28 protein-coding genes and 1 pseudogene are annotated in these 24,856 nt (G+C 73.6%); 19 read left to right on the top strand and 10 right to left on the bottom strand.

Features of this window, described 5'->3' with window-relative positions:
* From ABT171_RS08675 to ABT171_RS08685, 3 genes and pseudogenes are all read left to right on the top strand, one after another.
* A pseudogene (locus ABT171_RS08675) lies at positions 1 to 317 on the top strand (hypothetical protein); the annotation flags it as partial.
* Between the two features lie 410 nt (positions 318 to 727).
* On the top strand, positions 728 to 2,584 hold the full coding sequence (locus tag ABT171_RS08680; RefSeq protein ID WP_351241263.1) for a M1 family aminopeptidase: 1,857 nt from the start codon (positions 728 to 730) through the stop codon (positions 2,582 to 2,584).
* A 180-nt stretch (positions 2,585 to 2,764) separates the two neighbouring features.
* Positions 2,765 to 3,613, top strand: coding sequence for a lysozyme (locus ABT171_RS08685; RefSeq protein WP_351241265.1), 849 nt, complete (start codon positions 2,765 to 2,767; stop codon positions 3,611 to 3,613).
* A 19-nt stretch (positions 3,614 to 3,632) separates the two neighbouring features.
* Here ABT171_RS08685 and ABT171_RS08690 read toward each other — a convergent pair whose 3' ends face one another.
* Together ABT171_RS08690 and ABT171_RS08695 are read right to left on the bottom strand one after the other, a co-directional pair.
* Positions 3,633 to 4,268 carry a LysE family transporter gene (locus ABT171_RS08690; protein ID WP_351241267.1) on the bottom strand — a complete coding sequence of 212 codons (636 nt, stop codon included), beginning with the start codon at positions 4,266 to 4,268 and terminating at the stop codon, positions 3,633 to 3,635.
* A gap of 100 nt (positions 4,269 to 4,368) precedes the next feature.
* Positions 4,369 to 4,866 carry a DUF6234 family protein gene (locus ABT171_RS08695; RefSeq protein WP_351241269.1) on the bottom strand — a complete coding sequence of 166 codons (498 nt, stop codon included), beginning with the start codon at positions 4,864 to 4,866 and terminating at the stop codon, positions 4,369 to 4,371.
* A 258-nt stretch (positions 4,867 to 5,124) separates the two neighbouring features.
* Here ABT171_RS08695 and ABT171_RS08700 point away from each other — a divergent pair, with 258 nt between their 5' ends.
* Both ABT171_RS08700 and ABT171_RS08705 read left to right on the top strand, forming a co-directional pair.
* Positions 5,125 to 5,556, top strand: a complete 432-nt coding sequence (locus ABT171_RS08700; protein ID WP_351241271.1) for a hypothetical protein — start codon at positions 5,125 to 5,127, stop codon at positions 5,554 to 5,556.
* Positions 5,487 to 5,900 (top strand): PP2C family protein-serine/threonine phosphatase, encoded by a 414-nt coding sequence (locus tag ABT171_RS08705; RefSeq protein ID WP_351241273.1) that lies wholly within the window; start codon positions 5,487 to 5,489, stop codon positions 5,898 to 5,900. The genes ABT171_RS08700 and ABT171_RS08705 overlap by 70 nt, the downstream gene beginning before the upstream one ends.
* A gap of 52 nt (positions 5,901 to 5,952) precedes the next feature.
* Here the strand turns inward: ABT171_RS08705 and ABT171_RS08710 are convergent, their stop codons facing one another.
* The 3 genes from ABT171_RS08710 to ABT171_RS08720 form a co-directional block, all read right to left on the bottom strand.
* Positions 5,953 to 6,867: an aminoglycoside phosphotransferase family protein gene (locus tag ABT171_RS08710; RefSeq protein ID WP_351241275.1), complete on the bottom strand. Its 915-nt coding sequence runs from the start codon at positions 6,865 to 6,867 to the stop codon at positions 5,953 to 5,955.
* A gap of 110 nt (positions 6,868 to 6,977) precedes the next feature.
* Positions 6,978 to 8,129 (bottom strand): FUSC family protein, encoded by a 1,152-nt coding sequence (locus ABT171_RS08715; protein ID WP_503074491.1) that lies wholly within the window; start codon positions 8,127 to 8,129, stop codon positions 6,978 to 6,980.
* A gap of 93 nt (positions 8,130 to 8,222) precedes the next feature.
* Positions 8,223 to 9,392, bottom strand: coding sequence for an FAD-dependent monooxygenase (locus ABT171_RS08720; protein WP_351241277.1), 1,170 nt, complete (start codon positions 9,390 to 9,392; stop codon positions 8,223 to 8,225).
* A gap of 107 nt (positions 9,393 to 9,499) precedes the next feature.
* Here ABT171_RS08720 and ABT171_RS08725 point away from each other — a divergent pair, with 107 nt between their 5' ends.
* Positions 9,500 to 10,057, top strand: a complete 558-nt coding sequence (locus ABT171_RS08725; RefSeq protein WP_351241279.1) for a TetR/AcrR family transcriptional regulator — start codon at positions 9,500 to 9,502, stop codon at positions 10,055 to 10,057.
* Positions 10,058 to 10,084: 27 nt separating this feature from the next.
* Here ABT171_RS08725 and ABT171_RS08730 read toward each other — a convergent pair whose 3' ends face one another.
* Both ABT171_RS08730 and ABT171_RS08735 read right to left on the bottom strand, forming a co-directional pair.
* Positions 10,085 to 11,254: an AI-2E family transporter gene (locus ABT171_RS08730; RefSeq protein ID WP_503074494.1), complete on the bottom strand. Its 1,170-nt coding sequence runs from the start codon at positions 11,252 to 11,254 to the stop codon at positions 10,085 to 10,087.
* A gap of 38 nt (positions 11,255 to 11,292) precedes the next feature.
* Entirely contained in the window at positions 11,293 to 11,589 is a 297-nt protein-coding gene (locus ABT171_RS08735; protein WP_351241283.1) for a nitroreductase family protein, read from the bottom strand.
* A gap of 191 nt (positions 11,590 to 11,780) precedes the next feature.
* Here ABT171_RS08735 and ABT171_RS08740 point away from each other — a divergent pair, with 191 nt between their 5' ends.
* Positions 11,781 to 11,939 (top strand): hypothetical protein, encoded by a 159-nt coding sequence (locus ABT171_RS08740; protein WP_351241285.1) that lies wholly within the window; start codon positions 11,781 to 11,783, stop codon positions 11,937 to 11,939.
* Here the strand turns inward: ABT171_RS08740 and ABT171_RS08745 are convergent.
* Positions 11,933 to 12,316: an ANTAR domain-containing protein gene (locus tag ABT171_RS08745; protein WP_351241287.1), complete on the bottom strand. Its 384-nt coding sequence runs from the start codon at positions 12,314 to 12,316 to the stop codon at positions 11,933 to 11,935. The two genes, ABT171_RS08740 and ABT171_RS08745, sit on opposite strands and share 7 nt — an antisense overlap.
* A gap of 156 nt (positions 12,317 to 12,472) precedes the next feature.
* The gene (locus ABT171_RS08750; protein ID WP_351241289.1) at positions 12,473 to 12,934 is read right to left on the bottom strand and encodes a DUF2267 domain-containing protein; all 462 of its coding nucleotides are present in this window, start codon (positions 12,932 to 12,934) and stop codon (positions 12,473 to 12,475) included.
* 235 nt (positions 12,935 to 13,169) lie between these two features.
* Between ABT171_RS08750 and ABT171_RS08755 the strand changes: the two genes are divergently transcribed.
* A complete protein-coding gene (locus tag ABT171_RS08755; protein ID WP_351241291.1) occupies positions 13,170 to 13,907 on the top strand; it encodes an MgtC/SapB family protein in 738 nt (245 codons plus the stop codon).
* 45 nt (positions 13,908 to 13,952) lie between these two features.
* Here ABT171_RS08755 and ABT171_RS08760 read toward each other — a convergent pair whose 3' ends face one another.
* Positions 13,953 to 14,462, bottom strand: a complete 510-nt coding sequence (locus tag ABT171_RS08760; RefSeq protein WP_351241292.1) for a DUF1360 domain-containing protein — start codon at positions 14,460 to 14,462, stop codon at positions 13,953 to 13,955.
* Positions 14,463 to 14,735: 273 nt separating this feature from the next.
* On the opposite strand from ABT171_RS08760, the gene ABT171_RS08765 reads away from it, so the two are divergent.
* The 11 genes from ABT171_RS08765 to hypE all read left to right on the top strand — a co-directional run bounded on the left by ABT171_RS08765 (position 14,736) and on the right by hypE (position 24,851).
* Entirely contained in the window at positions 14,736 to 15,266 is a 531-nt protein-coding gene (locus tag ABT171_RS08765) for a hypothetical protein (protein WP_351241294.1), read from the top strand.
* Between the two features lie 240 nt (positions 15,267 to 15,506).
* The gene (locus ABT171_RS08770) at positions 15,507 to 15,677 is read left to right on the top strand and encodes a hypothetical protein (protein WP_351241296.1); all 171 of its coding nucleotides are present in this window, start codon (positions 15,507 to 15,509) and stop codon (positions 15,675 to 15,677) included.
* Between the two features lie 411 nt (positions 15,678 to 16,088).
* Positions 16,089 to 16,421: a hypothetical protein gene (locus ABT171_RS08775; RefSeq protein WP_351241297.1), complete on the top strand. Its 333-nt coding sequence runs from the start codon at positions 16,089 to 16,091 to the stop codon at positions 16,419 to 16,421.
* 73 nt (positions 16,422 to 16,494) lie between these two features.
* The gene (locus ABT171_RS08780) at positions 16,495 to 16,863 is read left to right on the top strand and encodes a hypothetical protein (protein WP_351241298.1); all 369 of its coding nucleotides are present in this window, start codon (positions 16,495 to 16,497) and stop codon (positions 16,861 to 16,863) included.
* Positions 16,864 to 16,929: 66 nt separating this feature from the next.
* Positions 16,930 to 18,639: an enoyl-CoA hydratase-related protein gene (locus ABT171_RS08785; protein WP_351241299.1), complete on the top strand. Its 1,710-nt coding sequence runs from the start codon at positions 16,930 to 16,932 to the stop codon at positions 18,637 to 18,639.
* A complete protein-coding gene (locus ABT171_RS08790; RefSeq protein WP_351241301.1) occupies positions 18,636 to 19,202 on the top strand; it encodes a hydrogenase maturation protease in 567 nt (188 codons plus the stop codon). Before ABT171_RS08785 ends, ABT171_RS08790 begins: the two co-directional genes overlap by 4 nt.
* A 73-nt stretch (positions 19,203 to 19,275) precedes the next feature.
* Complete coding sequence (gene hypB / locus ABT171_RS08795) at positions 19,276 to 19,998, top strand: hydrogenase nickel incorporation protein HypB (protein ID WP_351241303.1); 723 nt, start codon at positions 19,276 to 19,278, stop codon at positions 19,996 to 19,998.
* On the top strand, positions 19,995 to 22,343 hold the full coding sequence (gene hypF / locus ABT171_RS08800; protein ID WP_351241305.1) for a carbamoyltransferase HypF: 2,349 nt from the start codon (positions 19,995 to 19,997) through the stop codon (positions 22,341 to 22,343). The genes hypB and hypF overlap by 4 nt, the downstream gene beginning before the upstream one ends.
* Positions 22,344 to 22,346: 3 nt before the next feature.
* Complete coding sequence (locus ABT171_RS08805) at positions 22,347 to 22,637, top strand: HypC/HybG/HupF family hydrogenase formation chaperone (protein WP_351241307.1); 291 nt, start codon at positions 22,347 to 22,349, stop codon at positions 22,635 to 22,637.
* Complete coding sequence (gene hypD / locus ABT171_RS08810; RefSeq protein WP_351241309.1) at positions 22,634 to 23,785, top strand: hydrogenase formation protein HypD; 1,152 nt, start codon at positions 22,634 to 22,636, stop codon at positions 23,783 to 23,785. The genes ABT171_RS08805 and hypD overlap by 4 nt, the downstream gene beginning before the upstream one ends.
* On the top strand, positions 23,778 to 24,851 hold the full coding sequence (gene hypE, locus ABT171_RS08815) for a hydrogenase expression/formation protein HypE (protein ID WP_351241311.1): 1,074 nt from the start codon (positions 23,778 to 23,780) through the stop codon (positions 24,849 to 24,851). The genes hypD and hypE overlap by 8 nt, the downstream gene beginning before the upstream one ends.
* Positions 24,852 to 24,856: the final 5 nt, after the last annotated feature.

Consider the following 24,856-nt stretch of genomic DNA (forward strand, 5'->3'; position numbering starts at 1 on the left):
TGGTTCCGGTCAAGCCGGTGTATCCGGAGAGGCCGGTCAAGCCTGCGGTTCCGGTGAAGCCGGTGTACCCGGAGAAGCCGGTGGTTCCGGTCAAGCCGGTGTATCCGGAGAGGCCGGTCAAGCCTGCGGTTCCGGTGAAGCCGGTGTATCCGGAGAAGCCGGTGGTTCCGGTCAAGCCCGTCTATCCCGAGAAGCCGGTCAAGCCTGCTTACCCGGAGCACCCGGTGAAGCCTGAGTACCCGAAGCACCCGGAGAAGCCCGAGTACCCGCAGCACTCGAAGAAGTCGTCGAAGTCGGGCGGTGAGCACGAGGAGTAGTCCGAGGCGCGCTGGGCCGCCCCGCAGGGGGCGGCCCAGTCGCATGGATGGGCCGAACTCCCCACCGCAGGCAGGCCATACGCCGAGAGCGCCCTGACCGGCTACGACTGGAGCACGGCGGGTTGGGCGAGCGCTGGATCCACGGCGCAGGCGCCGAGCCGGCCGACGACCAGGACGGCACCCAATGACTCCGCGACTCACACAAAACTCCGCGCCTTCTGGCATGGTCCGGTCAAATCTGGCACTCTCTCGAAGGTCCGGCAGTCCGCGCCCTGATGCCTGTGAGGGCGCGGCGCACCGCTCGGTGCAGCGATCGCGCAAGCCCCGTCCGTGGCCGCCCCGGCTCACCCCAGCCGTCCGGCGGCCATCGAGCAGGCCGGGAATCCCGGCCGCCGCCAAAGGAGTAGCGTGTGAGATCGACCCCCCACAAGGCCCTCGGCGCCGGTGCGCTCACCGTCGCCGCGGTCGCCGCCCTCGTACTCCCCGGCACGCCCGCCGCAGCCCGCCCGGCCGCGGCACCCGCCGCCTGCACTCCGGCGCAGGTCGTCGGCAACGGCGGCTTCGAGAGCGGGACATCGCCCTGGTCGACGTCCTCCTCCACCGTCGTCACCAGCCGCTCGGGTGAGGCCGCCCACGGCGGCAGCTCCTACGCCTGGCTGGACGGTACCGGCAGCACCCACACGGACACGCTCAGCCAGAGCGTCACGATCCCGGCCGGCTGCGATGCGGCCACCCTCACTTTCTGGCTGCACATAGACACCGACGAGACGACCTCGTCCACCGCGTACGACAAGCTCACGGCCAGGATCGGCAGCACCACACTGGCCACCTACTCGAACCTCGACGAGAACACCGGGTACGTACGGAAGTCGGTCGACGTGTCGGCGTACGCCGGGCAGACCGTCACCCTCTCCTTCACCGGGGCCGAGGACTCCAGCCTCCAGACGAGCTTCGTGCTCGACGACATCGCGCTCGACACCGCCGGCGGCACCACACCACCGCCGGGTGACTCCACCCGCACCCCGGCCGCGCCCTCGTACACCGTGAGCCTCAGCAGTGACACCAGCGGCACCCTATGGACCGGGCACGAGAGCGTGACCTTCACCAACGCCTCGGCCACCGCGCTGAACGAGGTCTATCTGAGGCTGTGGGACAACTACCACGGCACCTGTGACGCCCCGCCGATCCGGGTCACGTCCGTCACCGGCGGCACCGCGGGCGCGCCCTCCGTGGACTGCACCGCGCTGAAGATCGACCTGCCGGCCGCGCTGGCCCAGGGGCAGAGCGCCACCATCGGCTTCGACCTCGGCATCACCGTGCCCAGCGGCGCCGACCGGTTCGGCCACGACGGCGCCTACAGCTTCATCGGCAACGCCCTGCCGGTCCTCGCGGTTCGCGACGGCAGCGGCTGGCACCTGGACCCCTACACGAACAACGGCGAGTCGTTCTACTCCCTCGCCGCCGACTTCAAGGTGACCCTCGACCACCCCAGCGGCCTGCTGGTCCCGGCCACCGGCACCTCCACCGACACCCCCGGCTCCAGCGGCCGTACCGTCACGACGGCGACCGCCTCCAAGGTCCGTGACTTCGCCTGGGCCGCCGGGCCGTTCAGCAGGATATCGGGGACCTCGTCGGCCGGTGTCGCGGTGAACGTCTACTCCGTCTCGGGCATCAGCTCCTCCAGCGCCCAGTCCATGCTCAGCACCGCGAAGACCGCCGTGGACGCCCACGCGGCCCGCTTCGGCGCCTACCCTTACGGCGAACTGGACGCCGTCATCGACAACAACTACTGGTTCGGCGGAATGGAGTACCCCGGCTTCGTCCTGGACCTGGTCAGTACCACCGCCCTCACCCACGAGATCGGCCACCAGTGGTGGTACGGCATCGTCGGCGACGACGAGTACAACAGCCCCTGGCTGGACGAGGCGTTCACCGACTACGCCACCGACCTCGCCCTGGGCAAGACCGGGACCAACTGCTGGAACAGCGTCTCCTGGGCCTCCAGCGCCGAGAAGATCACCAATTCCATGGCCTACTGGGACGCGCACTCCTCGCGCTACTCCACCGTCGTCTACGGCTACGGCAAGTGCGCCCTGCACGACCTGCGCCGTGTCCTCGGTGACACCGCCATGACCACGCTGATGAAGGACTACGCGACCGCACACTGGTACGGCGTGTCGACCACGGCCGAGTTCAAGGCCGCCGCCCAGGCCGCCACGAGCACCGACCTCACCTCCTTCTGGACCCAGCACCGTATCGACGGCTGATCCGGTGGGGCCGGTCGCGGGTGTGCCTCCTGATGACTCCCACGACCGGCCCCCCTACCGCTCGCGTATCACCGCGTATCACTCGTAAACCGCCCCGAGACCCCCGAACGGACGAAACATGGTTCGCCATGGCTTCGTTGGGCGGAACCCGAAGTGCGCCGCGGCCCGACCGAGTGTCAGATGGTGTTCGTGCGAAGCGCCATGTCCCTCTCCCGCGGCCGCTCACGCCTTGTCGTCACGGGCGTCCTGACCGGCCTCCTGTTCTCCCTGTCCGGCCCCGCGGCCCAGTCCGCGTCGGCCCCGGTCGTCCCTCCGCGCGGCACCGCGTACATGGGCATCGGAGTCCTCGCCCATGACGGACGCGCCAGCGGCCCCGACGCCACGCCCGCCCCCGCCCGCGCGAACCAGATCGAGGGCGTCGACGTCTCCAGCTACCAGGGGAACGTCGCCTGGGCGACGCTGTGGGGCGACGGCGTCAAGTGGGCGTACACGAAAGCCACCGAGGGCACGTCCTACACCAACCCCTCGTTCACCCAGCAGTACACCGGCTCCTACAAGGCGGGCATGGTCCGCGGCGCGTATCACTTCGCGACCCCGGACACGGCCGGCGGCGCCGCCCAGGCCGACTACTTCGTGAAGCACGGCGGCGGCTGGTCCAAGGACGGCAAGACCCTGCCCGGCGTGCTCGACATCGAGTGGAACCCGTACGGCGGCTCCTGCTACGGCAAGTCCAAGAGCGCCATGGTCAGCTGGATCCGTGACTTCGTGAACCGTTACAAGTCCCGCACCGGCCGGGACGCGGTCATCTACACGGCGACCAACTGGTGGACCGAGTGCACCGGCAACTACTCGGGCTTCGGCAAGACCAACCCGTTGTGGATCGCCCGCTATGCCTCGACCGCCGGGACACTGCCCGCGGGCTGGCCGTACCACACGATGTGGCAGTACACCTCGTCCGGCAAGACCGTCGGGGACCACGACCGCTTCAACGGCACCCTCGACCGGTTGCAGGCCCTCGTGAACGGCTGAACCTGCACCACCGGCCCGGCTAGGAAGCGGGTACGACGAGCACGCGAAGGGCGAGCGCGGCCATCACGGCGCTGGACGCCAGGGCCGTGCAGAGCCGCCCGCGGCTGCCGGTCAGGAGCCGGCCGAGCAGGGCTCCGCCGCCGGCCAGCAGCAGCTGCCAACTGGCGGACGCCGCGAAGGCGGCCACCACGAACACGGCCCGCTCCAGGGGACTCGGCTCCGCCGAGGTCTGACCGCCCAGGACCAGGGCCGCGAAGTAGAGCACGGTGAGGGGGTTCATCATCGTGACGCCCCACAGCCCGATGAAGGCCCGTGCGGGGCGCTCCCGTGCCGCGTCGCTCCGCGCGGCCGGCCGCGGCTGGCGGTGGTGGGCGATCGCCTGTGCCGCGCCGCGAACGGCCAGGACGACGAGCACCGAGCCGGCGATCCAGCGCAGGGGATAGGTGACCGGCTGGAGGGCGTGCGCCAGAGCGGAGCCTCCCAGCACGGCGATCAGCGCGTAGAGACCGTCGGCGGCGGCCACCCCCAGCGCGGCGCACGCACCCGTCTTCCACGAGGTACGGGCGGTCAGCGCCACCAGATACGTCCCGACGGCGCCCACCGGCACGGCGATGCCGTACCCCGCGAGGAGCCCCGCGACCAGCGCCGTCATCATGCGGGGACGGGTGCCGGCCTCCGCGATCGACCGGGCTGCTGCTGCCGGCCACGCACCGATCGGTGGGTGGCGGTCGACGGCAGGAAGACGGTCGGTGAGGTCATGGGCCGATCATGGCGGCGGTGCTGCGCCCCGGACAACTCCTTTTCGGCGCGGCCGCCCGCGGCACCCCGTCCGAGCGCGGCGCGGCGGGTGCGGCGTGGCAGGCGCGCGTGCCGTGGTCGGCCGAGGTGTCGTCGTGGGCCTGCGCGGTGGCACCCGCCGCCACCACGACGGTGATCAGGACGGCCATGACGAGCTGGCTGACGACGGTCACGAACGCCCCGGCCCGGGCCGCGACCAGGGCTGCCACCAGCGCGAAGGCGGCGACCCCCGCCGCGGCGGTCAGATACCCCCACAACGGGTCCGCCTTGACGGTCCTGGCCGGGTCCAGACTGACTCCGGACAGAAACCAGAGCCCGAAGTCGCACGCCAGCGCCATCAGTTCCAGCAACACCAGGCCGCACCCGGCTCCGATGTCGGCACCGGTGTCGGCACGGTCGCGCCGTCGGGGACCGTTGGTGGCGTCGAACGCCGGTGGGGCGACGGGAAGATTCATGGCCCTCACGCTGCCCGGCCGACGGGGCGAACGCATGAGTACGGCTACTCAGCCCCGCCCCTCCCGGTCAGAGTGGCGAGCCCGCTCGCGGAAGTGGGCTCGTCCGGGGGAATCCGGGCTGCGGGGCCCGGCAAGCCTTGCGGGGCTGCTGGGAAGACGACCGCTCGGGGTTGGTGGTGACGACGTGACGGCAGATTCGGGCGGTGCGCCACTGGAGACGTCCTCGCCGTCCACACCGAGTCGCTCACCGCGGCGTCCGTGCGGCAGAGCCGCGCCCTGGCCGCTTTGCTCGCGAAGATGATCACCTCGAAGCGGACCTACACGGACTCCTTCGTACGGCGGACGCGCACCGAACCCATGAACCTGCCCGCCGAGATGCTCCGGGCCTTCCTGCCGCCGCGCACCGTCGGCAACCCGTACGTCGTCTCCACCGCCGTCCTCCAACCCGCCTACGACATCGGCGGTGACGCCTTCGACCACTCCCTCACCGCGACCGCCCTGCACACCGTCGTGCTGGATGCGATGGGGCACGACCTCGCCTCCGGGCTGACCAGCGCGGTGGCGCTCGCGGCGTGTCGCAACGCCCGGCGCACCGACGCCGATCTGCGTGCACGGGCATCATGGCGCAGCTCGACTTCTCCACCGGCATCCTCGAATGGTGCAACTGCGGCCATCCCGCACCGCTGCTGATCCGCGGCCAGCGGCTCGTCGCCGACGCCCTGGCCCGCGAGGCGGATCCGCCCGTGGGGCTGCGCAACCTGTTCACCGCACGGGGGCGCCAGGTGCACGAGGCGCGGCTCCAGCCCGGCGACCGGGTGCTGCTCCACACCGACGGGGTCACCGAGGCCCGGATGGCCGACGGGCGACTGCTCGGTCTGGAACGGTTCGCCGACTACGTCATCAGGGCCAGCGCCACCGGCGAGCTCGCGCCGGAGACGCTCAGACGCCTGATCCACTCGCTCCTGGACTCCAGGGACAGCCGGCTCCGCGACGACGCCACGATCCTGATGTTCGAGTGGCGACCGGACGGCTGAGCCCGCAGTCCCTGGATCACGGTCCGGTCGGCCCCATGGCCGCCGAGCGGAGTCAGCCGCGGGCCAGGGCCAGGAGGAACCGGGTCTGCGCGTCGTCCCGTCCGTTGCACACCCCGGGAACCGCGATGAGGGCGGCCAGGGCCCGGCACCAGCCCAGCACACGGTCGGGGGACTGGCCGGGGACCAGCGTCGCCAGCTTCTCGATCCTCCGCTCCAGCTCGGCGAGACCCGTGACCCCTTCGAGCACCCAGTCCACCGCATCGAAGTCCGGGTCGCCCCACGTCGGCCTGGGATCGATCGCCACCATGCGGGCGCCCGGACCGGACAACACGTTCGCCGGATGGAGATCCCCGTGCACGAGTCCCATGGGCCCACCGGCGGCGAGTTCCAGGGCGGCCGCTCGGGCCCGACCGAGCACCACCGGGGGAATCAGGCCGTTGCCGGGGGCCGCCGCTGCCAGCCTGCGGTCGGTCAAGCCGAACAGGGAGTCGATCCGGCGTGAGAGAGGCTGCAGTACGGAGTGCTCCTCTGGCGCGGGAGGAGAGACCTGCGAGGCCCGCAGGTCCCGGAGAAGAGCCGCGACCGAAGGCAGGTCCCAGGTGAGTTGCCGCACCGGCACTCCGGGTTCCACGTTCTCCAGCAGCAAGGCCCCGGCGGCGACGTCCTCCGCCAGCAGGGTGACGACCGACGGTGTGTCCGCCCAGGCCCGCAGGGCTTCCGCCTCCTCGCGGGCGATCGCCGGATCCGGCGTGAGCTTGAGCCACACCGAGGCACCCGTGTCACGCCTCAAGCAGCGGAACACGCGGGAGGTGCCTCCGCCACCCGCCGCGACAGGATGCAGATCCCAGCGAGCGGCGAGTTCGCCGACGAGGACGGGCAGCTCGTCGCACCAGGCGAGCACCTCGGCCCCGAACCGAACGACGAGCCGCTCCCGGACCTCCGGCGCGACACAGGCCAACTCTCTCAACACGTTCCCCCGCAAGTGGTCCATGCAGTGCTGCAGTGCTTGCGCATCCTAAGAGCATCCGACCCGCCGTCGGCCGCCGGTGACCACGCCAGGCCGGGGCCGGCCCCGGGTCACGTGCCCGAGGCGGCCAGCTGATCGGCCAGCCGGTGTGCCTGAGTGAGCAGCACGCCGTACGTGGCGACCTCGTCGGGGTCGTCCGTCGTGGAGCGGACTAGGTCCCGGCGCAGTTCGTCCAGCGTCGCGCGCAACCGCGTGACGGCCGCGCGCAGTTCGTCGTCGCAGGCCTCGCTGCCGAACCGGCTGTGGCTGTAGAGCCGCAGCGCGTGCGCGGTGCGGCGCAGGAACTCGGCGTAGCGGCGGGCGAGTTCGGGGGGCGGCCGGGAGGCCGCGCGGTCCTCGGTCGCGGCCTCCAGCACCGTGCGGGTCACGCCCGCCGTGTGTACGGCCGCGTAGTCCAGCACCAGGATCGCGTCGTCGTACCCCTTGCCGGGCGGTGGTGCGGCACGGGTGTGCCGGCGGCGCAGGTTGCCGCGCAGGCTCTCCCGGCTCCACGCGAGCGCCGAGCGGGCCTGCTCCACGAGCCGGTGCAGCCGCAGGGCCCGCTCGTGCCAGGCGCCGGCCTCCTCCCTGTCCCAGCGGCCCTCGGCCAGCCCCTGCGCCACCGCGCGCAGGATGTCGTGGGCCTCCTCGGTGGCGTCCTTGAGGACGGCCCGGCTGTCCCGCAGATACAGCGGCGGTCGGACCAGGGCGTTGACCGCGATGCCGACCACGGCTCCGAACAGGGCTTCGGCGAGCCGGGCCGTGGAAGTGGCGACGGTGACGGACCCGTTGGTCAGCACGAACAGGGCGCCGGTGGCGGCGTAGATGCCCTGGCTGCCCAAGCGGCGCCACTGGCCGAGCAGCATCGCGAGGGGCAGGACGACGGCCATCGTGGCCACCGTGTCGTGCAGCGGCAGCGCGACCGCGGTGGCCACGATCGTGCCGGCCGCGATCGCCGCGAGCTGCTGCAGCCCGTGTGCGATCGACCGGTACACGGTCGACTCGACCAGGACCACCGCCACCCACGGCGCGACGAACGCCACCGGGGCGTGCAGCCACCAGCCCGCCACCGCCCAGGCCAGCCACGCGGCCAGGGCCGCCTTCATCGCCTGGGCGGCCAGATCCCGCTCCCGGCACGGGCCGGCCCAGGCCCGTGCCGCAGCGTGCGCCGCAGTCCTCACCTCGCGCCGCAGCGCCTGCCACGTCGTTCGCGATCCATGCACGGCGCCCGGGTGCCACCGCGGACACCGCTCCATGCCAGGCGGTCGGGGCGACTGGGCTGTCGGTGGACGCACCGCGGTGGGCTTCCGGTCCGCCTACTGTCCGTGGCGTGTCAGGCTGGGCGGCGTCCAGTCGGCGTGGCGCAGGATCGCCCGCGTCGTCGCCCGGGCCGGGGCGAGCCGTAGCGCGGTGTTGCGCAGGGTCACGGCGAGGGGGTGGGACAGCTGCTGGCCCATCCGGCCCGCCTGCCGGGCGGCGCGGGCGACCGCCTGGGAGCGCGGGCGGCGCTCGGCGTCGTAGCGGGCCAGTGCCGAGCCGACCGAGGGCTCGGCGGCGAGCGCGGCGGCCAGCGTGACCGCGTCCTCCAGCGCCTGACAGGCACCTTGGCCCAGATTCGGCGTCATGGCGTGCGCCGCGTCACCGAGGAGCACCACCCGGCCCGCGACGAACGACCGCAACGGTGTGACCAGCTCGTGGATGTCGTGGTGCAGCACATCCTGGGGCCGGGTGGCGTCGAGGAGCGCGGGGATCGGGTCGTGCCAGCCGCCGAAGCGCCGGCGCAGCATGCCGAGCGGGTCGGCGTGGCGGACCCCGGGCGGGGCGGTGAGCACCGCGTGCCACTCGGCCAGGCCGTCGGCGAAGGTGATGTGCCCGAACTCCGCACCCCCGCCCCAGGTCAGCTCGAAGTCGCCGCTCAGCTCCAGCGGCCGGGTGGTGACGGCCCGCAGCACCGTCGAGCCGCCGTACACCGGGCCGGGGTGGCCGGGGAACAGCAGTCCGCGCAGCCGGCTGCCCACCCCGTCGGCCGCGACGACCAGGTCGGCGTCCACAACGCCGTCGCCGACCGGCACCTCCACCCGGTCCGGGGCCGACCGGGCCAGTGCGGGCACGGTGACCCCGATGCGCAGGCACTCGGCCGGCAGGGCCGCACGCAGCAGACGGTGCAGGACCGCGCGCCGGATACCGGCGATCGGCGTGCCCAGCGCCCGTTCCAGGGCGGCGCCGTCCATCCGGGCCAGCCAGCGTCCCCCAGGGGTGCGGGTGCCGCCGCTGTACTGCGGCCGGGCCGCCGCACGCACGGCCGCTCCGACGCCGAGCGCGTCCAGGGCGCGCAGCCCGTTCGCGTGCAGCGAGATGCCCGCCCCCGCGTCGGCCAGGGTGGCGGCCCGCTCCACCACCGTGACGTCCCAGCCGATCCGGCGCAGACCGATCGCCGCCGCCAGCCCGCCGATTCCGCCGCCGACCACCACCGCCGTGCCGCCCATGCCGGTCCCCCTTCGTCTTCTACAGGTGTAGAAGATCCTACCCCCGCCTACCCCGCGTGCTCTACAGGTGTAGAAGCGGGAGGTGGAATGAGGTGTAGAAAGAGGGCATGCCAACGGATCGACGTACTGTCCTCGCCGACGCGGCCATCGCCGTGCTCGCCGACACCGGTATGCGAGGGCTGACGCATCGCGCCGTGGACCGGGCGGCGGGGCTGCCTGCCGGTACCACATCCGCCTACTACCGCACCCGTCAGGCGCTGCTCACCGCCCTGGTCCGGCGCCTGGTGGCACTCGACCAGGGCGAGCTGCAGGAGATCGGAGCCCGGATTCCGGTGCCGCGCACCGTCGGTGACATGGTCGCCGGTCTGGCGCAGTTCGCCGCGGCGCGGCTCACCGGGGAGGGACGCAGGCGTTCCCTGGCGCGCTACGCGTGTGCGGTCGAGAGCGCGCGTCATCCCGAACTGCGCGAGATCCTGCTGCCGCGCGAGAACCGGGCGCGGCAGGCGGCATGCGACTTTCTCGCCGCCCAGGGCGTGGCGGACCCGGAGGAACGCACGGTGACGCTGCTGACCTGTGTCGACGGCCTGATCTTCGACCGGCTGGTGAACGGCGGAAGCGTGTCGGAGGAGGAGATCAGGGGCCTCGTGGCGGCGGCTCTGCGCTGAGCGGTACGACGGTGGCGGCGCTCTTCGTCACGGCGGCACCGCGCGCAGGGCGCGCAGCACCGCCCAGACGACCGAGACCAGGGGCACGGCCACCACCGCACCGATCACGCCCGCGACGATGCTGCCGGCGATCACCGAGACCGCGACCACGAGCGGATGCAGCCGCACGGCCCAGCTCATCACCAGCGGATGCAGCACATGCCCCTCCAGCTGGCCGATGACGACGATCAGCCCCAGCACCGCCACCGCCGTGATCGGCCCGCGTCCGGCCAGCGCGACGACCGTGGCGACGCCGAGCGCGACCGGCGAGCCCACCAGCGGCACGAACGCGGCGAAGAACTCCAGCAACGTCAGCGGCAGCGCGAGCGGCACCCGCAGCACGAGCAGCGCGACACCGACGAGGACGGCATTGGTGGCGGCCACGATGATGATGCCGCGCGTGTACCCGGCGAAGGCCCGCCAGGCCGCGTGCCCCGCCCGGTCCCACGCCGTACGGGCGCCGCTCGGCAGCAGCTGGTCACGGATCCACCTCCACTGGCGCTCGCCGGAGTAGATGAAGAACACCGAGGCGAACAGCGCCAGCGCGCCCCCGGCGACCAGCTCGACCAGCTGGCTCAGCCCGCTGACGGCGCGGCTGAGCAGGCTGGACCGGTGCGCGGTGATGTAGTGCGTCACCTGGTTCTCCAGCTCGGACAGCCGGCCGGGGCTCATCCGGAACGGCGGCCGTTGCAACCACTCCTCGATGCGGTGCACCCCGCCCCGGAACTCACCCGCCAGCCGGGCCGACTCGCCCGCCACGGCGTTGCCCACCAGGGCCAGCAGCCCCAGCAGGAGCAGCACACTGCCCACCAGCGTCACGGCGACGGCCAGCGGCCGGGGCAGGATCCGGCTGAGCAGGTCCGTCAGCGGGCGCAGGACCGAGGTCACGACCAGCGCGAGGAAGAGGGCGACGGCGATGAGCTGGAAACTGCCGAGGATGCTGAAGACGCCGTAGACGGCGAGCCCGACGAGGATCAGCCGCCAGGCGTAGGCCGCCCCGACCCGCAGCCACGGCACCGTCCGCTCGGCCACCGGCTCCGGTCCGGGCCGCGGGGGAGCCGGGATCCGCACCGAGTACGCCGGCCGGCTGCCGAGTACCTGCCTCCCGCGGCGTCGGCTGCCCGCTGCGGCCGCTCGCCGACGCCCATCGCCCTCCACCGATTCAGGCTCCTCTCCGTCACCGTGATGACGGTCGGTCACATGTACAGCACCGTAAGCGCAGGTGGCGGGCGGAGCGCGCGGAATGCGCCCGCGCGCGGTGTCCACCGGACGGCGACGTTTCGGCGCGCGGCGAGCCGTGTCCGCGACGCGGCATGCCGACCCGGGGGTGCGCCGCCGGCACCGTCGTCCAGGAAGGTGAGCGTCTCCCCGAGCGGTGCCCGGTCGATGCGGGCGTACGGCGCCGTCGGGTCCGCGAAGCCCATCGACACACCCGCGAACAGGACCAGTTCCTCCGGAGGCGACACGATGACCGCGGCCGTCCGGTGGTACACCGACTCGCCTCGTAGACCTCCACCGGGTGACCCCCTGGCTCCCGGTCGACTCCGTCCTCCGCCGTCCTGACGGAGTCCGGCCGGCGGATGTGACCGGAGAGAGGGCGGTCACAGGACTTTCACAACCGCCCCGGGTGGGCGGTGGCGGGCGGGGCACCCGGGAAGTGCCGCCGGCAGAGAGGGATCCGCCAGTGATCACCATCGCCGTACTGCTGCTTCCGGTCCTCAGCATCCTGCTGTACGGGCTGGACCAGGTCGAGGACCGGTGGATCCTGCGGCCTCCGGCCGCCCGCCACAGCAGGCACCGCCGACTGCGCCGTACGAACCGTACGCAGGCGGGCCGTCACTGATCCGCCGTCGGGTCCCCCGTCGCCGGAGCGTCGTTCAGGTCGGCGCACCGCCGGTAGCGCGCGATCGCCCTGCCGAGTTCGAGGCGCTCCGGTTCGGGGAGCGTCCCGCCGCGGGCGTACTGGAGGATGTGCTCGGCGACCGTCCGCAGCTTGGTGTTGGTGCGCTGGGAGACGTCCCGCAGCGCCCGCCAGGCCTCTTCCGGAGCGATCCGTCCGAGGACGACCACGGCTCCGATGGCCTGGTCGATCACGGCGTGCGAGGACACGGCGCGCTGCAGCTGCTGGTTCTCGGTCATCAGCCGGTCGTACTCGGCTGCCAGGTCGGTGGAGGAGAGCAGGACCAGCGGCTGGTGCCGGGAAAGGGCGAAGAAGGCCATGGAGCACCTTTGCGGGGTATGGGGGGCGTCACTGCTACGCCTGCCCTCGGCGGGCGCCGGCACACAGATTGAACCAGCACCGCGGCACACGTCACGCCGCACGGGCCGGGCGTGGGGCGCCCGAACCCCTTCACCGGTGCCGGCCCGGCGCCGGTGTCAGCCCTGCCCGCCCGCGCGGCCGGTGCTCTCGCTGCTCTCGGCGTTCTCGGTCGCCCGGCCCACCGGCAGCAGGTCACGGATGTCGGCGGGCAGGGCGCCGGCCATCCGTTCGGTCAGCTCCGGGGCGAGCGCCGCGTCGAGCACCTCCATGACGGCGGCGGCCTCCCGCAGGGCGGTGTCCTCGTCGGTGCCCGCGCGGTCGGCGATGCGCCCGGCGAAGACGGTCAGCCCGAACCGCTCGCCCGCCGCGCCGGAGTCGGCGGCGGCCGAGGCGTCGGCCGCCTCCCGCATGGCCGCCGCCATGTCGGGCGGCAGCTGGGCGGCCACGTGCCGGGCCAGCCCCGACGGCAGCCGTTCCGACAGCGTGCTGACGACGGCGTGCGCGGCCCGTTCGGCCGAACCCCGGTCCGGCAGCTGGGCCAGTGCCTGCACCTTTCCGATCATCTCGTCGTGCCGCATGAGCCCGGTTCCTTCCGCACGAAGTCCTGACGGTGTGGTACGTCCCTCGCCGGGGGTGAGGCGCGGGTCTCGACCCGTCCGGTACCCGGACATGCCGAGTACCCGGTTGCCGCGGCCGGTTACCCGGGCCGCGGCCGGTGTCCGCCCCGGTGGAGTCGCGGTCCCCTCGCGGGGTAGGCGTCGGCGGCGGACCATCGAACGACCGGACATCGGCGGAGCGAGATGTGAGGTGTGCATGATAGGGACGGGGCTGGCGGCGCCGTTGTGGGACGTGCACAACGGCCAGGGACTGCGGCAGCTGGGCGAGCTGGGTCTGGCGCTGCTGCTGGCCAGTCTGATCGGCTGGGAACGGGAGGCCCAGCAGAAGAGCGCGGGACTGCGCACCCACACCCTGGTCGGCACCGCGAGCGCGCTGATGATGGAGGTGTCCCAGCACGGCTTCACGGCGGTGCTCGGGCTGGAGAACGTCTCCTTCGACCCCTCCCGCGTCGCGGCGCAGATCGTGTCCGGCATCGGCTTCATCGGCGGCGGCCTGATCTTCGTACGACGGGACGCCGTACGGGGCCTGACGACGGCCGCCACCATCTGGCTGACCAGTGCGGTCGGCATGGCCTGCGGCGGCGGACTGCCCATCCTCGCGCTGGCGGTGACCGCCCTGCACTTCCTGGTGGTGCGGGGCTATCCGCTGCTCACGTCCCGTCTGATCCCCGGCACCGCCGCCGGTACCTTCGAGGCGCGCCTGACCTACCGGACCGGAGCGGCACTGCTGCCGCGCCTGATGGAGACCTGCACCCGGCGCGGTTTCCGGATCGTGGGGGTCAAGGTCGAACGGCTGCCGGGCCGCACGGACGACGCGGCCCGGGTACTGCTGCAACTGGAGGGCGCCGGGGACTCGTCGGGGCTGGCGTCGGAGTTCTTCCAGGACGAGGGAGTGCTCGACGTCGAGGTGAGCGCCGCGTCGGACGACGAGTAGCGACTACGGCCACTGCCGCGCAGGAATCGCCGGGCTGGGCACCGCTCAGCTCCCCTGCGTCTGCTCCCTCTGCTCGGTCTGCTGTGTCCATGCCCAGGCGTACTGCAGCCAGTCCGCGACGGTCAGCGCGCCGAGACCCCCGCAGACCAGACGGGTGAGCCGCGGCGCCGCGGCGTACGAGCACACCAGGGTGCCGGCGGCCCAGGCCGAGGTACAGAACGGGCAGGACAGCAGGTCGCCGATGGCCCGCCGGAGCCCGCGACCCCGCGGTTCGTCGATGACCTCGTTCGCCTCGCCCTCGTCCGCGCGGCGGGTGAACGGCGCCCGCAGAACGCTCGTGACCTTGTCCCTGGTCACCAGCCTGGACGCCTTGTACGCCCCCGCGCCCATCAGTACGACGTCCCAGGGCGGTACCTCGTCCGGCAGCTGGACGCCCCGGCGACGGGCCAGCACCGCGAAGGTGCCGGCGCCCGCCGTGAAGACGGAGACGAGGGCGGCATACCCGCCGAGAGGAACGTCGCCCTGCTCGTCGTACCGCTCGGCGTCCGTCGTCATGAGACCTCCCATGCCTCCCCGGACACAGTCGGCACCGGGGCCCGCATCGAGTTCCCCGGGCCGGGACGGCGACACGCGCGCAAGGAGCCGCACGGGGCACCGGGCTCCGCAGACGGGGCGGCGTCCGCCGGGCCGGCGTCGCGATGCCCCGCCTGACGTGGGCAATGCCACATATGACCTGTTTCGCAACCCCCTCCCTGTCGAGCCCGGCGCCGGGCTACCGTTGCGACGAGCCCCTGTTCCCCTTCCCCCACGCATTCGGACGGCCCGGCTGTGCTCACTGATCTGTCCCCCCTCATCGCCGCGACGGCACGCTGGCTGACGGTCGCCTATCCGCCCAGTGGCGGCGCGCTGGCCTCCGCCCTGTGCGAGGCGCAGGCCCGGCAGGCCGTGACCGTCGCCGCGTGGCTGCGCTACCCGACGGAGATCGACGCGGCCCTGGTCACGATGGCCGGTCCCGGCGGTGCCGCACGCCTCGACTGGATCACCGGCACCGAGCGTTCCGGTGAGGACGGCCCTGCGGACGACTGGGCCTGGCGCACCTGGGTGGACGAGGTGGTCGCCAGCTGGGCGGCCGGCCTGCTCACCGATCCGGAACTGGCCGGGCTGGCCGTCGCCGCACTCGCCGACGGCGAGCACGCCTCGGGCGCACCGGTGGAGTTCCGGCGCCTGCTCGCGCCCGACGACGGTGACCGCCGCGCCGCCGCGCTGCTGCGCCACCCCGACCTTCTCGCTCCCGTGGCCGAGCTGCACCTCGACCAGCTCCTGGACCGGCTGGGCCCGGGCGACGCCCTGGCCGCCTGAGCCCCTGCTTCCACCGGGCCGGCTCCGTGGCCGGGCTGCGCCTCGACCGGTTCGTGGATCGGCTGGGACCGGGCGACGCCCTGGCCGCCGGGATCCCTGCGTCCTCCGGTCCGGGTCCTTTGCCGCACACCCTGTGGCCGGGCTGCGCCTCGACCGGTTCGTGGATCGGCTGGGACCGGGCGACGCCCTGGCCGCCGGGGCCCCTGCTTCCGCCGGGCCGGGTCCGCTGCCGCACACCCTGTGGCCGGGCTGCGCCTCGACCGGTTCGTGGATCGGCTGGGACCGGGCGACGCCCTGGCCGCCGGGGTCCTTGCTTCCGCCGGGCCGGGTCCGCGCCGCACACTCGTCGCCGAGCTGCGCCTCGACCACCCCTTGGACCCGCTGGCACCGGGCCGTGTCCTCCGCGCCTGAACACGTACACCCGCCCCAAGCGCCCAGCGGCCCGACCCGCCGTGTCAGCCCGGCCCGCCCGTCCAGCGCGGCCTGTGGGGCAGCCGGGCCTGCGGGACTATCCCACCCCAGACGTTGACAGCCCACCCGGCCTCGCCCAGTCCGACCGCGGGTCGCGTCCGCCCCCCGGGCCTGGTGCGAGTCGTCGTAGCGGCCCACCGGGCCGGCCTGGCCCGTCCAGCCCGACCCACAGGCCCAGCGGGAGTCGCGAGGCCCACCTGGCCCACTTGCCCCCTTTGGCCCACCGGCCCACCCGGTCCGACATGACCGACCGGCCCCGTGTCGTACGCCCCCGCAGGGGTACTGCGGAGCTGGTCCGTGGGTCGTTCGCCGGTGGCGGTCGGTCCGGGCGACGGGAGGCAGGAGAAGGCGATGGGCGCGCGAGGCGACGAGACATCGGCGGTCGGCGGAGTCGGGGACGCGGCGGCCCGGCCGGCCCAGCACAAGGAGAGCGCCGCCGTCCGGGACGAGATCATGACCGCGCCGAAGCGGCTCGGTGCGGGCGGGCTGCTGCTCGCCGGAGCCGCCACGTGCGGTGTGCCCGCCCTGCCGGCCGCACGCACGACCCTGCTGCGGGCCCTCGGCCCGGTCCTGCCGGAGCGCACGGCCTCAGCCGTACTCAGCCGCGCGTACGCCGCGGGCGCAGGGGGCCTGGGCATGGGGGCGCTGAATCGGATGCGGGCCGCGGCCCGGGCCGCCGCGTGAGGGGCCGGCGGCCGGTGAGCCGGTTGCGCCGGCCGAGGGGGCGGTTGCGTCGGACGAGGGACAGGGCCCGGTCATGACCTTCAAGAATCCCGTGCACCGCGGCGGGGCGCGCCGCGGCCGCTTCGAGCAGTTCGCGGAGTACGCCTCCAATTTCACCAGCTCCCCGGTGTTCTTCCTCTTCTGCCTGCTCCTCGTCGGCTTCTTCGCCGCCGCCCACCTCGCGCACCTGCGGATGGAGCTGCTGCTGTTCGCGGGCGAGTCGATGACCGCGGTCACCCTGCTGCTCCTGGCGCTGCTGAAGAACGCCGAGATGCGTGCCGAGCACGCGATCCAGCGCAAGCTCGACGCGATCGCCGGGGCCCTGCTGGAGGCCCACTCCGACGACGGGAGCCAGGCCTTCGAGGACCTGCGCAAGGCGATCCGTATGGAGGAAGAGACCTGACAGAGGGGGACAAAACCGCGCGGCGGTTCTTCACGGCACCCCGGCCAGGGACGACCATGCCGTGTCATGGACATTTTGCTCGTCGCCAGCGCGTTCAACAGCCTCTCCCAGCGTGTGTACGCCGAACTGTCGGATCTCGGGCACCGCGTGGACGTCGTCCTCGCCGCACAGGGTGCCGATCCCGTCCGCGCAGCCGTGCGCGAGCTGCGCCCGGAGCTGGTCATCGCACCGATGCTCAGGACGGCCCTGCCCGAGGAGGTATGGCGGGAACACACCTGCCTGATCGTCCATCCGGGCCCGCCCGGCGACCGGGGACCGTCCTCCCTGGACTGGGCCATCGCCGACGGCGCGGCCACCTGGGGGGTAACGGTCCTGCAGGCCGAGGCGGCGATGGACGCCGGCGCGATCTGGGCGGCGGAGCCGTTCCCGGTGGCGCCCGTCGGCAAGAGCGACCTGTACCGCAACGAGGCCTCCGACGCCGCCGTCACCGCCGTCCTCACCGCCGTACGGCGCTACGCCGAGGGCTCCTACAAGCCCCAGCCGCAGACCGACGACTCGATCAGCGTGGTGTGGCGCGACGCCTTCCGGCAGGAGCGGCGCCGCATCGACTGGGAGCGGGACGACACCGAAACGGTCCTGCGCAAGCTCCGCGGCGCCGACTCACAGCCCGGCGTCCTGGACGAACTCCTCGGCCGTGAGGTGTTCCTGCACGGCGGGCACCCCGAGGACCGGCTGCGCGGCCGCCCCGGCGCCCTGCTGGCGACCCGGGCGGGCGCCGTCTGCCGGGCCACCCGGGACGGCGCCGTGTGGATCCCGGAACTCCGCCCGCGCAAGAACTCCGGCGACCCGGCGCCCTTCCGCCGCCCGGCCGCCTCCGTGCTCGCCTCGTACCAGCCCTCCCTCCGGCTCGCGGCCTCCCCCCTCCCGCTCGAACTGTCCCCGGACCGCCGGACCTGGACCGACATCCGCTACCGGCAGCGCGGTGACGTCGGCTTCCTGGCCTTCTCCTTCCCCGGCGGGGCCATGAGCACCGACCAGTGCCGCAGGCTGCTCGCCGCCTACGAGTCGGCCCTCGCCCGCCGCACGTCGGTCCTGGTGCTCGGCGGAGCCCGCGACTTCTTCTCCAACGGCATCCACCTCAACGTCATCGAGGCGGCCGCCGACCCGGCCGAGGAGTCCTGGGCCAACCTCAACGCCATGGACGACCTCGTCGAGGCGGTCCTGCGCACCACCGACCGGCTGGTGGTGGCCGCGCTCGCCGGCAACGCGGCGGCGGGCGGCGCCATGCTCGCCCTCGCCGCCGACGAGGTCTGGTGCCGTACGGGCGTGGTCCTCAACCCGCACTACCGGCGGATGGGCCTGTACGGCTCGGAGTTCTGGACGTACACGCTGCCGCGCCGCGTCGGAGCGGACACGGCCCACCGGCTGACGACCGAGGCGCTGCCGGTCAGCGCCACGACGGCCCAGCGGATCGGGCTGGTGGACCGGCTGCTGCCGACCGGGGCGCAGGACTTCGCGGCAGAGGTCGAGCGGATGGCGGCGGACGTCGCGGCCGCGCCGAACATCACCCGGCGCATCGCCGAGAAGGCGGCGGCCCGCCGCTCGGACGAGAAGGCACGGCCGCTGGCGAAGTACCGGCAGGTCGAACTGGCCCGTATGCACGCCGTCTTCTTCGATCCCGAAGCCCCGTACCACGCGCTGCGGTCGGCCTTCGTCCGGAAGGTGCCCGGCGGCAGTGTCCGCCCCCTGGCACTGCCCGCCGGTGACGTCCGTTGACGCCGCGCCTGCTGGTGGCCGGTGTCGGCAACATCTTCCTCGGCGACGACGCCTTCGGCCCCGAGGTGGTCCGCGCCCTCGGCGAGCGCCCGCTGCCGTGCGAGGCGCGGGTGCACGACTACGGCATCCGCGGCATGGACCTCGCCTACGCCCTGCTGGACGGATACGACACCGCCGTGCTGGTCGACGCCGCGCGGCGCGGCCACCGCCCCGGCACCCTCTCGCTGATCGAGGCCGAACCGCCCGACGGCACCGTCGTGCCCGAGGCCCACGGCATGGACCCGGCGAAGGTGCTGGCCCTGGCCGCGCACCTCGGCGAGGATCCGCTGCCCCGCGTCCTCGTGCTGGCCTGCGAGCCGCAGGTGCTGCCGGCCGGCGACGAGGACCTGCTGCCGGGGCTCAGCACACCGGTACGGGAAGCCGTCCGACGGGCCGTCGACGCGCTGCACACCCTGGTCCCGGTCCTGCTCGCCGATCCCGCCGCACCCGCGCCGCCGTTGGGCCGCCCGATGGAATCCGGGCCCCCGCGCCCGGCTGCGCTGCCCGGCAGGACGGTCGGCTGAGCGGAAGATCGGGAGAGCCCGGGCCACAGGGACGCGGTCCGGGCTCCGCCGTCGTATCCGAGGAGCAGCGCCCATGTGCCGGTCCGATGTCAAGCAGGCCGTTCTGGCGAAGAACGACGACCTGGCCGCGGACCTGCGCGGCGACCTCGCCCGGCAGGGCGTGACCGTCGTCAACCTGCTGTCCAGCCCCGGCAGCGGCAAGACCGAACTCCTCGGGCGGGTCCTGGCCCGCGCGGTGGAGCAGGGCGTGCCGGTGGCCGCGCTGACCGCGGACCTGGCCACCGAGAACGACGCCGTCCGGCTGGCCCGTTCCGGCGCCCCCGTCCAGCAACTGCTCACCGACGGGCTGTGCCACCTGGAGGCCCGTCAGGTGCGCGCCCGGCTGGACGGCTGGCTGCCGCCGGACACCGCGGTGCTCTTCGTGGAGAACGTCGGCAACCTCGTCTGCCCGGCCGCGTACGACCTCGGCGAGACCCTGCGGGTCGTGCTGATGGCGGTCACCGAGGGCGAGGACAAGCCGCTGAAGTACCCCACCGCCTTCGGCTCCGCCCATCTGGTCGTGATCACCAAGACGGACCTCGCCGAGCCGGCCGGCTTCGACGAGGCGGTCTTCCGTGCGAACGTCCACCGGGTCAACCCGGGCGTGGAGATCGTACGGTCCTGCGCCCGCACCGGCGCCGGAGTCGGCACCCTCCTGGAGCGTGCCCTCGCCGCCCGGAACGGCGTCCCGCACCGGCCGCCCCTGGCCCCGCATCCGCACGGCCACCACCACACCGCGCCCGCTCCCGTCGCATGACCGCCCCCGCCACCGGACCGGTGCGCCGCGTCCTCACCGTGCGGGGCACCGTGCAGGGCGTCGGCTTCCGGCCGTATGTGCACCGCCTCGCCGCGGGGCTCGGACTGGCCGGGTTCGTCGGCAACACCGGTGACGGCGTGCACATCGAGATCGAGGGCCCGGCGCCGGAGGTGGACCGCTTCCGCGTCCTGCTCGCGGAGCAGCCGCCGCCGCTCGCCACCGTCACCGCCGTCGAGGACAGGGTCCTGCCCGCGACCGGCGACACCGGCGCCTTCGCCATCCGCTCCACCGAACGGGCCGCCGGCCGCACCCAGCTCCCGCCCGACACCGCCACCTGCCCCGACTGCCTGCGGGAACTGGCCGATCCGGCCGACCGCCGGCACCGGCACCCCTTCGTCACCTGCACCCACTGCGGCCCGCGCTTCACCATCGCCACCGCGATGCCGTACGACCGCGCGGCCACCACCATGGCCGGCTTCCCGATGTGCCCGTCCTGCGCCCGCGAGTACGGCGACCCCGGCGACCGGCGCTTCCACGCCCAGCCGGTCGCCTGTCCCGACTGCGGCCCGCGGCTCACCCTGGTCCCGGCCGACGGACTCGGCGTCCGGCCGGCCCGCGACGCGGACGCCCTGGCGGCGGCGCGGGCCCTGCTGGCCGCCGGGCGGATCGTCGCCGTCAAGGGCCTCGGCGGCTACCACCTGGCCTGCGATGCCACCGACGCCCGGGCCGTGGCCACGCTGCGCGACCGCAAGGAACGCGGCGGCAAGGCCTTCGCGGTGATGTGCGCCGACCTGGGCACCGCCGAACGGCTCGCCGTCCTCTCCGCCGCCGAACGGGCCGCGCTGACCAGCACCCGGCGCCCCATCGTCCTGCTCCGCAGACGCACCCCGGCAGACGGCCTCCGCCTGGCCGGCCAGGTCTGTCCGGGCAGCCCGCACGTGGGCGTGATGCTGCCCTACACCCCCGTCCACACCCTGCTGTTCGGGCTGCCCGGCGATCCGCCCGGCCCCCGGGTCCTGGTCATGACGAGCGGCAACCGCTCCGGCGAGCCCATCGTCACCGACGACGCCGAGGCGCTGACCCGGCTCGCCGGACTCGCCGACGCCTGGCTCGCCCACGACCGGCCCATCGCCTCGCCCTGCGACGACTCCCTGCTGCGGGTCCGCCCCGACGGCACCGAACAGGTCCTCAGACGCTCCCGTGGCTACGTCCCCCGCCCTGTGCGGCTCCCGGTTCCGGTGCGGCCCGTCCTCGCGGTCGGCGGCGACCTGAAGAACGCACTGTGCCTGGGCGAGGGCGACCAGGCCTGGTTCGGGCCGCACATCGGTGACATGGGCGAACTGGCCGGCCTGGAGGCCGCCGAGCGCGCCGAACGGCACCTGGCCCGCCTGACCGGAGTCAACCCGGCCCGCGTCGCCGCCGACCGGCACCCCGGCTACCACTCGACCCGCCGGGCCCGCCGGCGCGCCGCGCACCTGCCGGACGGCTCCCTGCGGCTGGTCCAGCACCACCACGCCCACATCGCCTCCGCGATGGCCGAACACGGCCTCGACGGCACGGCCCCGGTGATCGGCGTCGCCTTCGACGGCACCGGGTACGGCGACGACGGCAGCGTGTGGGGCGGCGAGATCCTGCTCGCCGACTACACCGGCTACCGGCGCTACGCCCACCTCACTCCCGCCCCGCTGCCCGGCGGGGACGCCGGTGTGGCCAACCCGTGCCGGCTGGCGCTGGCCCGGCTGTGGGCGGCGGGTGTGCCCTGGGAGCCGGATCTGCCCAGCGCGCAGGCCTGCACGGACGTCGAACGCGCTGTGCTGCGGCGGCAGTTGGAGCGGCAGGCGGCATGTGTGCCGACCTCCAGCATGGGCCGCCTCTTCGACGCGGTGGCGTCCCTCGTCGGTGTCTGTCACCGGGCCGCATACGAGGCGCAGGCGGCGCTGGAGCTGGAGGCGACGGCGGCCGAGGCCCGGGACGCGGACGAGGTGGCGTACCCCTTCGGCATCGCCCGGCAGCGGGACATCGACCCGGCGCCCATGCTGCGCGCACTCCTGGAGGACCGGCGGCGCGGCACCCCCGCACCGGTCCTCGCCGCCCGTTTCCACCGGGGCGTCGCGGCGGCCGTCGCCGAGGTCTGTCACCGCGCCCGCGCCGAGACCGGCCTGACCACGGTCGCCCTCACCGGAGGCGTCTTCGCCAACGGCCTGCTGGAGCGGGAGTGCACCGCACGGCTGACCGCGGCAGGCCTCACGGTCCTGCGGCACGGCGAAGTACCCCCGAACGACGGCGGGTTGGCGCTCGGTCAGCTCATGGTCGCGGGAACAGCGAACAACCACGAGACGGAGTGACCCATGTGTCTGGCAGTGCCCGGCAAGGTCGTGTCCATCGACCATCGCGCCGACCCCCTGACCGGGATGATCGACTTCGGCGGGGTGCGCAAGCAGGCGTGCCTCGAATACCTGCCCGATGTCCGGGTGGGGGAGTACGTCATCGTCCACGTCGGCTTCGCCCTGCAGCGGCTGGACGAGGAGTCGGCCCGGGCGTCCCTGGAACTGTTCGGGCAACTGGGGCTGCTGGAGGAGGAGTTCGGGGACGCCTGGGAACAGGCGGCCCGGCAGGAGAGCGGGAGTGAGACCCGGTGAAGTACCTCGACGAGTTCAACGACCCGGACCTCGCGCGCCGGCTGCTGGACGAGATCCATGCCACGGTCACCCGGCCGTGGGCGCTGATGGAGGTCTGCGGCGGCCAGACCCACTCCATCATCCGGCACGGCATCGACCAACTCCTGCCGGAGAAGGTGGAACTGATCCACGGCCCGGGCTGCCCGGTGTGCGTCACGCCGCTCGACGTCATCGACAAGGCCCTGGACATCGCCGCCCGCCCCGAGGTGATCTTCTGCTCCTTCGGGGACATGCTGCGCGTGCCCGGCACCGACCGCGACCTGTTCCGGGTCAAGGGCGAGGGCGGTGACGTCCGCGTGGTGTACTCCCCGCTGGACGCGCTCGACCTCGCCCGCAAGCACCCGGACCGCCAGGTCGTGTTCTTCGCCATCGGCTTCGAGACGACCGCGCCCGCCAACGCCATGGCCGTCCACCAGGCCCGCCGCCTCGGCCTGGACAACTTCAGCCTGCTGGTCTCCCACGTGCGGGTCCCACCCGCGATCGAGGCCATCATGACCGCACCCGAATGCCGGGTGCAGGCCTTCCTCGCCGCCGGGCACGTGTGCAGCGTGATGGGCACCGCCGAATACCCGGAGCTGGCCGACCGGCACCGGGTGCCGATCGTCGTGACCGGCTTCGAGCCGCTGGACATCCTCGAAGGCGTCCGCCGCGCGGTCCACCAGCTGGAGCGCGGCGAGCACCGGGTGGAGAACGCCTACCCGCGCGCCGTACAGGAGCAGGGCAACCCGGCGGCCCTGCGCATGCTGGAGGAGGTCTTCGAGGTCGGCGACCGCAACTGGCGCGGCATCGGCCGCATCCCCGCCAGCGGCTGGCGGTTGTCCGACGCCTACCGGGCCTACGACGCCGAACACCGCTTCGACGTGGCCGGCATCCGCACCGAGGAACCCGCCGTGTGCCGCGCGGGCGAGGTGCTGCAGGGCCTGATCAAGCCCACCGAGTGCGAGGCGTTCGGCACCGGCTGCACCCCGCGCACCCCGCTCGGCGCGACCATGGTCTCCAGCGAGGGCGCCTGCGCGGCCTACTACCTGTACCGCCGCATGAACGCCCCGGCACCGCAGGGCTCCCGCATGCCGCGGTCCCAGCAGGAGGAGATGAACCCCGTTGGCTGACCTCGCCACCGAAACGGCCGTCGACCCCGCGAACTGGACCTGTCCCGCGCCCCTGCGCGACCAGCCGGTCGTCGTCATGGGCCACGGCGGAGGCGGCGCCCTGTCCGCCGAACTCGTCGCGGACGTCTTCACCCCCGCCTACGGCAACCCCACCCTGGCCGCGCTCACCGACTCGGCCGTCCTCGACCTGGGCGGGGCCCGGCTGGCCTTCTCCACGGACTCCTATGTCGTACGGCCGCTGTTCTTCCCCGGCGGCAGCCTCGGCGACCTCGCCGTCAACGGCACGGTGAACGACCTGGCGATGAGCGGCGCCCGGCCCGCCTACCTGTCCACCGCCTTCGTCCTGGAGGAGGGCGTGGCACTGGACGTCGTCCGCCGCATCGCGCAGGCCGTCGGCGCGGCGGCGAAGGCGGCGGGCGTCACCGTCGCCACCGGCGACACCAAGGTGGTCGAGTCCGGACACGGCGACGGCGTCTATGTCACCACCGCCGGCGTGGGCCTCGTACCGGACGGTGTCGACATCCGCCCGCAGCGCGCCCGGCCGGGCGACGCCGTCATCGTCAGCGGCCCCATCGGGCTGCACGGCGTGGCCGTCATGAGCGTCCGCGAGGGCCTGGAGTTCGGCGTCGAGATCGCCTCCGACACCGCGCCCCTGGCGGACCTCGTGGCGGCCATGCTCGCGGTCACGCCGGACCTCCACGTGCTGCGCGACCCGACCCGGGGCGGACTCGGCGCGTCCCTGAACGAGATCGCCCGGGCCTCCGGCACCGGCGTCCGGCTGCGCGAGCGGGCCATCCCGGTTCCGGAGGAGGTCGCGAACGCCTGCGGCTTCCTCGGCCTGGACCCGCTGTACGTCGCCAACGAGGGCCGGCTCGTCGCCTTCGTCCCCCAGGAGCACGCCGAGGCGGTCCTGGCGGCGATGCGGGCGCACCCGCAGGGCACCGGCGCCGCCCTCATCGGGGAGTGCGTGGCCGACCACCCGGGCATGGTCGTCGTCGCCACCGGCCTCGGCGGCACCCGGGTGGTGGACCTGCCGCTCGGGGAGCAGCTGCCCCGGATCTGCTGAGCGCA

It is taken from the genome of Streptomyces sp. NPDC001851 (assembly GCF_040297165.1).
Classification (GTDB): domain Bacteria; phylum Actinomycetota; class Actinomycetes; order Streptomycetales; family Streptomycetaceae; genus Streptomyces.

Bases quoted from the DNA above. Each gene is read 5' to 3' on its own strand.
- ABT171_RS08685 (WP_351241265.1), top strand. From the start codon at position 2,765: ATGGTGTTCGTGCGAAGCGCCATGTCCCTCTCCCGCGGCCGCTCACGC.
- ABT171_RS08690 (WP_351241267.1), bottom strand. From the start codon at position 4,268: ATGATGACGGCGCTGGTCGCGGGGCTCCTCGCGGGGTACGGCATCGCC.
- ABT171_RS08695 (WP_351241269.1), bottom strand. From the start codon at position 4,866: ATGAATCTTCCCGTCGCCCCACCGGCGTTCGACGCCACCAACGGTCCC.
- ABT171_RS08705 (WP_351241273.1), top strand. From the start codon at position 5,487: ATGGCGCAGCTCGACTTCTCCACCGGCATCCTCGAATGGTGCAACTGC.
- ABT171_RS08720 (WP_351241277.1), bottom strand. From the start codon at position 9,392: ATGGGCGGCACGGCGGTGGTGGTCGGCGGCGGAATCGGCGGGCTGGCG.
- ABT171_RS08725 (WP_351241279.1), top strand. From the start codon at position 9,500: ATGCCAACGGATCGACGTACTGTCCTCGCCGACGCGGCCATCGCCGTG.
- ABT171_RS08745 (WP_351241287.1), bottom strand. From the start codon at position 12,316: ATGGCCTTCTTCGCCCTTTCCCGGCACCAGCCGCTGGTCCTGCTCTCC.
- ABT171_RS08750 (WP_351241289.1), bottom strand. From the start codon at position 12,934: ATGCGGCACGACGAGATGATCGGAAAGGTGCAGGCACTGGCCCAGCTG.
- ABT171_RS08755 (WP_351241291.1), top strand. From the start codon at position 13,170: ATGATAGGGACGGGGCTGGCGGCGCCGTTGTGGGACGTGCACAACGGC.
- ABT171_RS08760 (WP_351241292.1), bottom strand. From the start codon at position 14,462: ATGACGACGGACGCCGAGCGGTACGACGAGCAGGGCGACGTTCCTCTC.
- ABT171_RS08775 (WP_351241297.1), top strand. From the start codon at position 16,089: ATGGGCGCGCGAGGCGACGAGACATCGGCGGTCGGCGGAGTCGGGGAC.
- ABT171_RS08780 (WP_351241298.1), top strand. From the start codon at position 16,495: ATGACCTTCAAGAATCCCGTGCACCGCGGCGGGGCGCGCCGCGGCCGC.
- ABT171_RS08785 (WP_351241299.1), top strand. From the start codon at position 16,930: ATGGACATTTTGCTCGTCGCCAGCGCGTTCAACAGCCTCTCCCAGCGT.
- hypB (WP_351241303.1), top strand. From the start codon at position 19,276: ATGTGCCGGTCCGATGTCAAGCAGGCCGTTCTGGCGAAGAACGACGAC.
- hypF (WP_351241305.1), top strand. From the start codon at position 19,995: ATGACCGCCCCCGCCACCGGACCGGTGCGCCGCGTCCTCACCGTGCGG.
- ABT171_RS08805 (WP_351241307.1), top strand. From the start codon at position 22,347: ATGTGTCTGGCAGTGCCCGGCAAGGTCGTGTCCATCGACCATCGCGCC.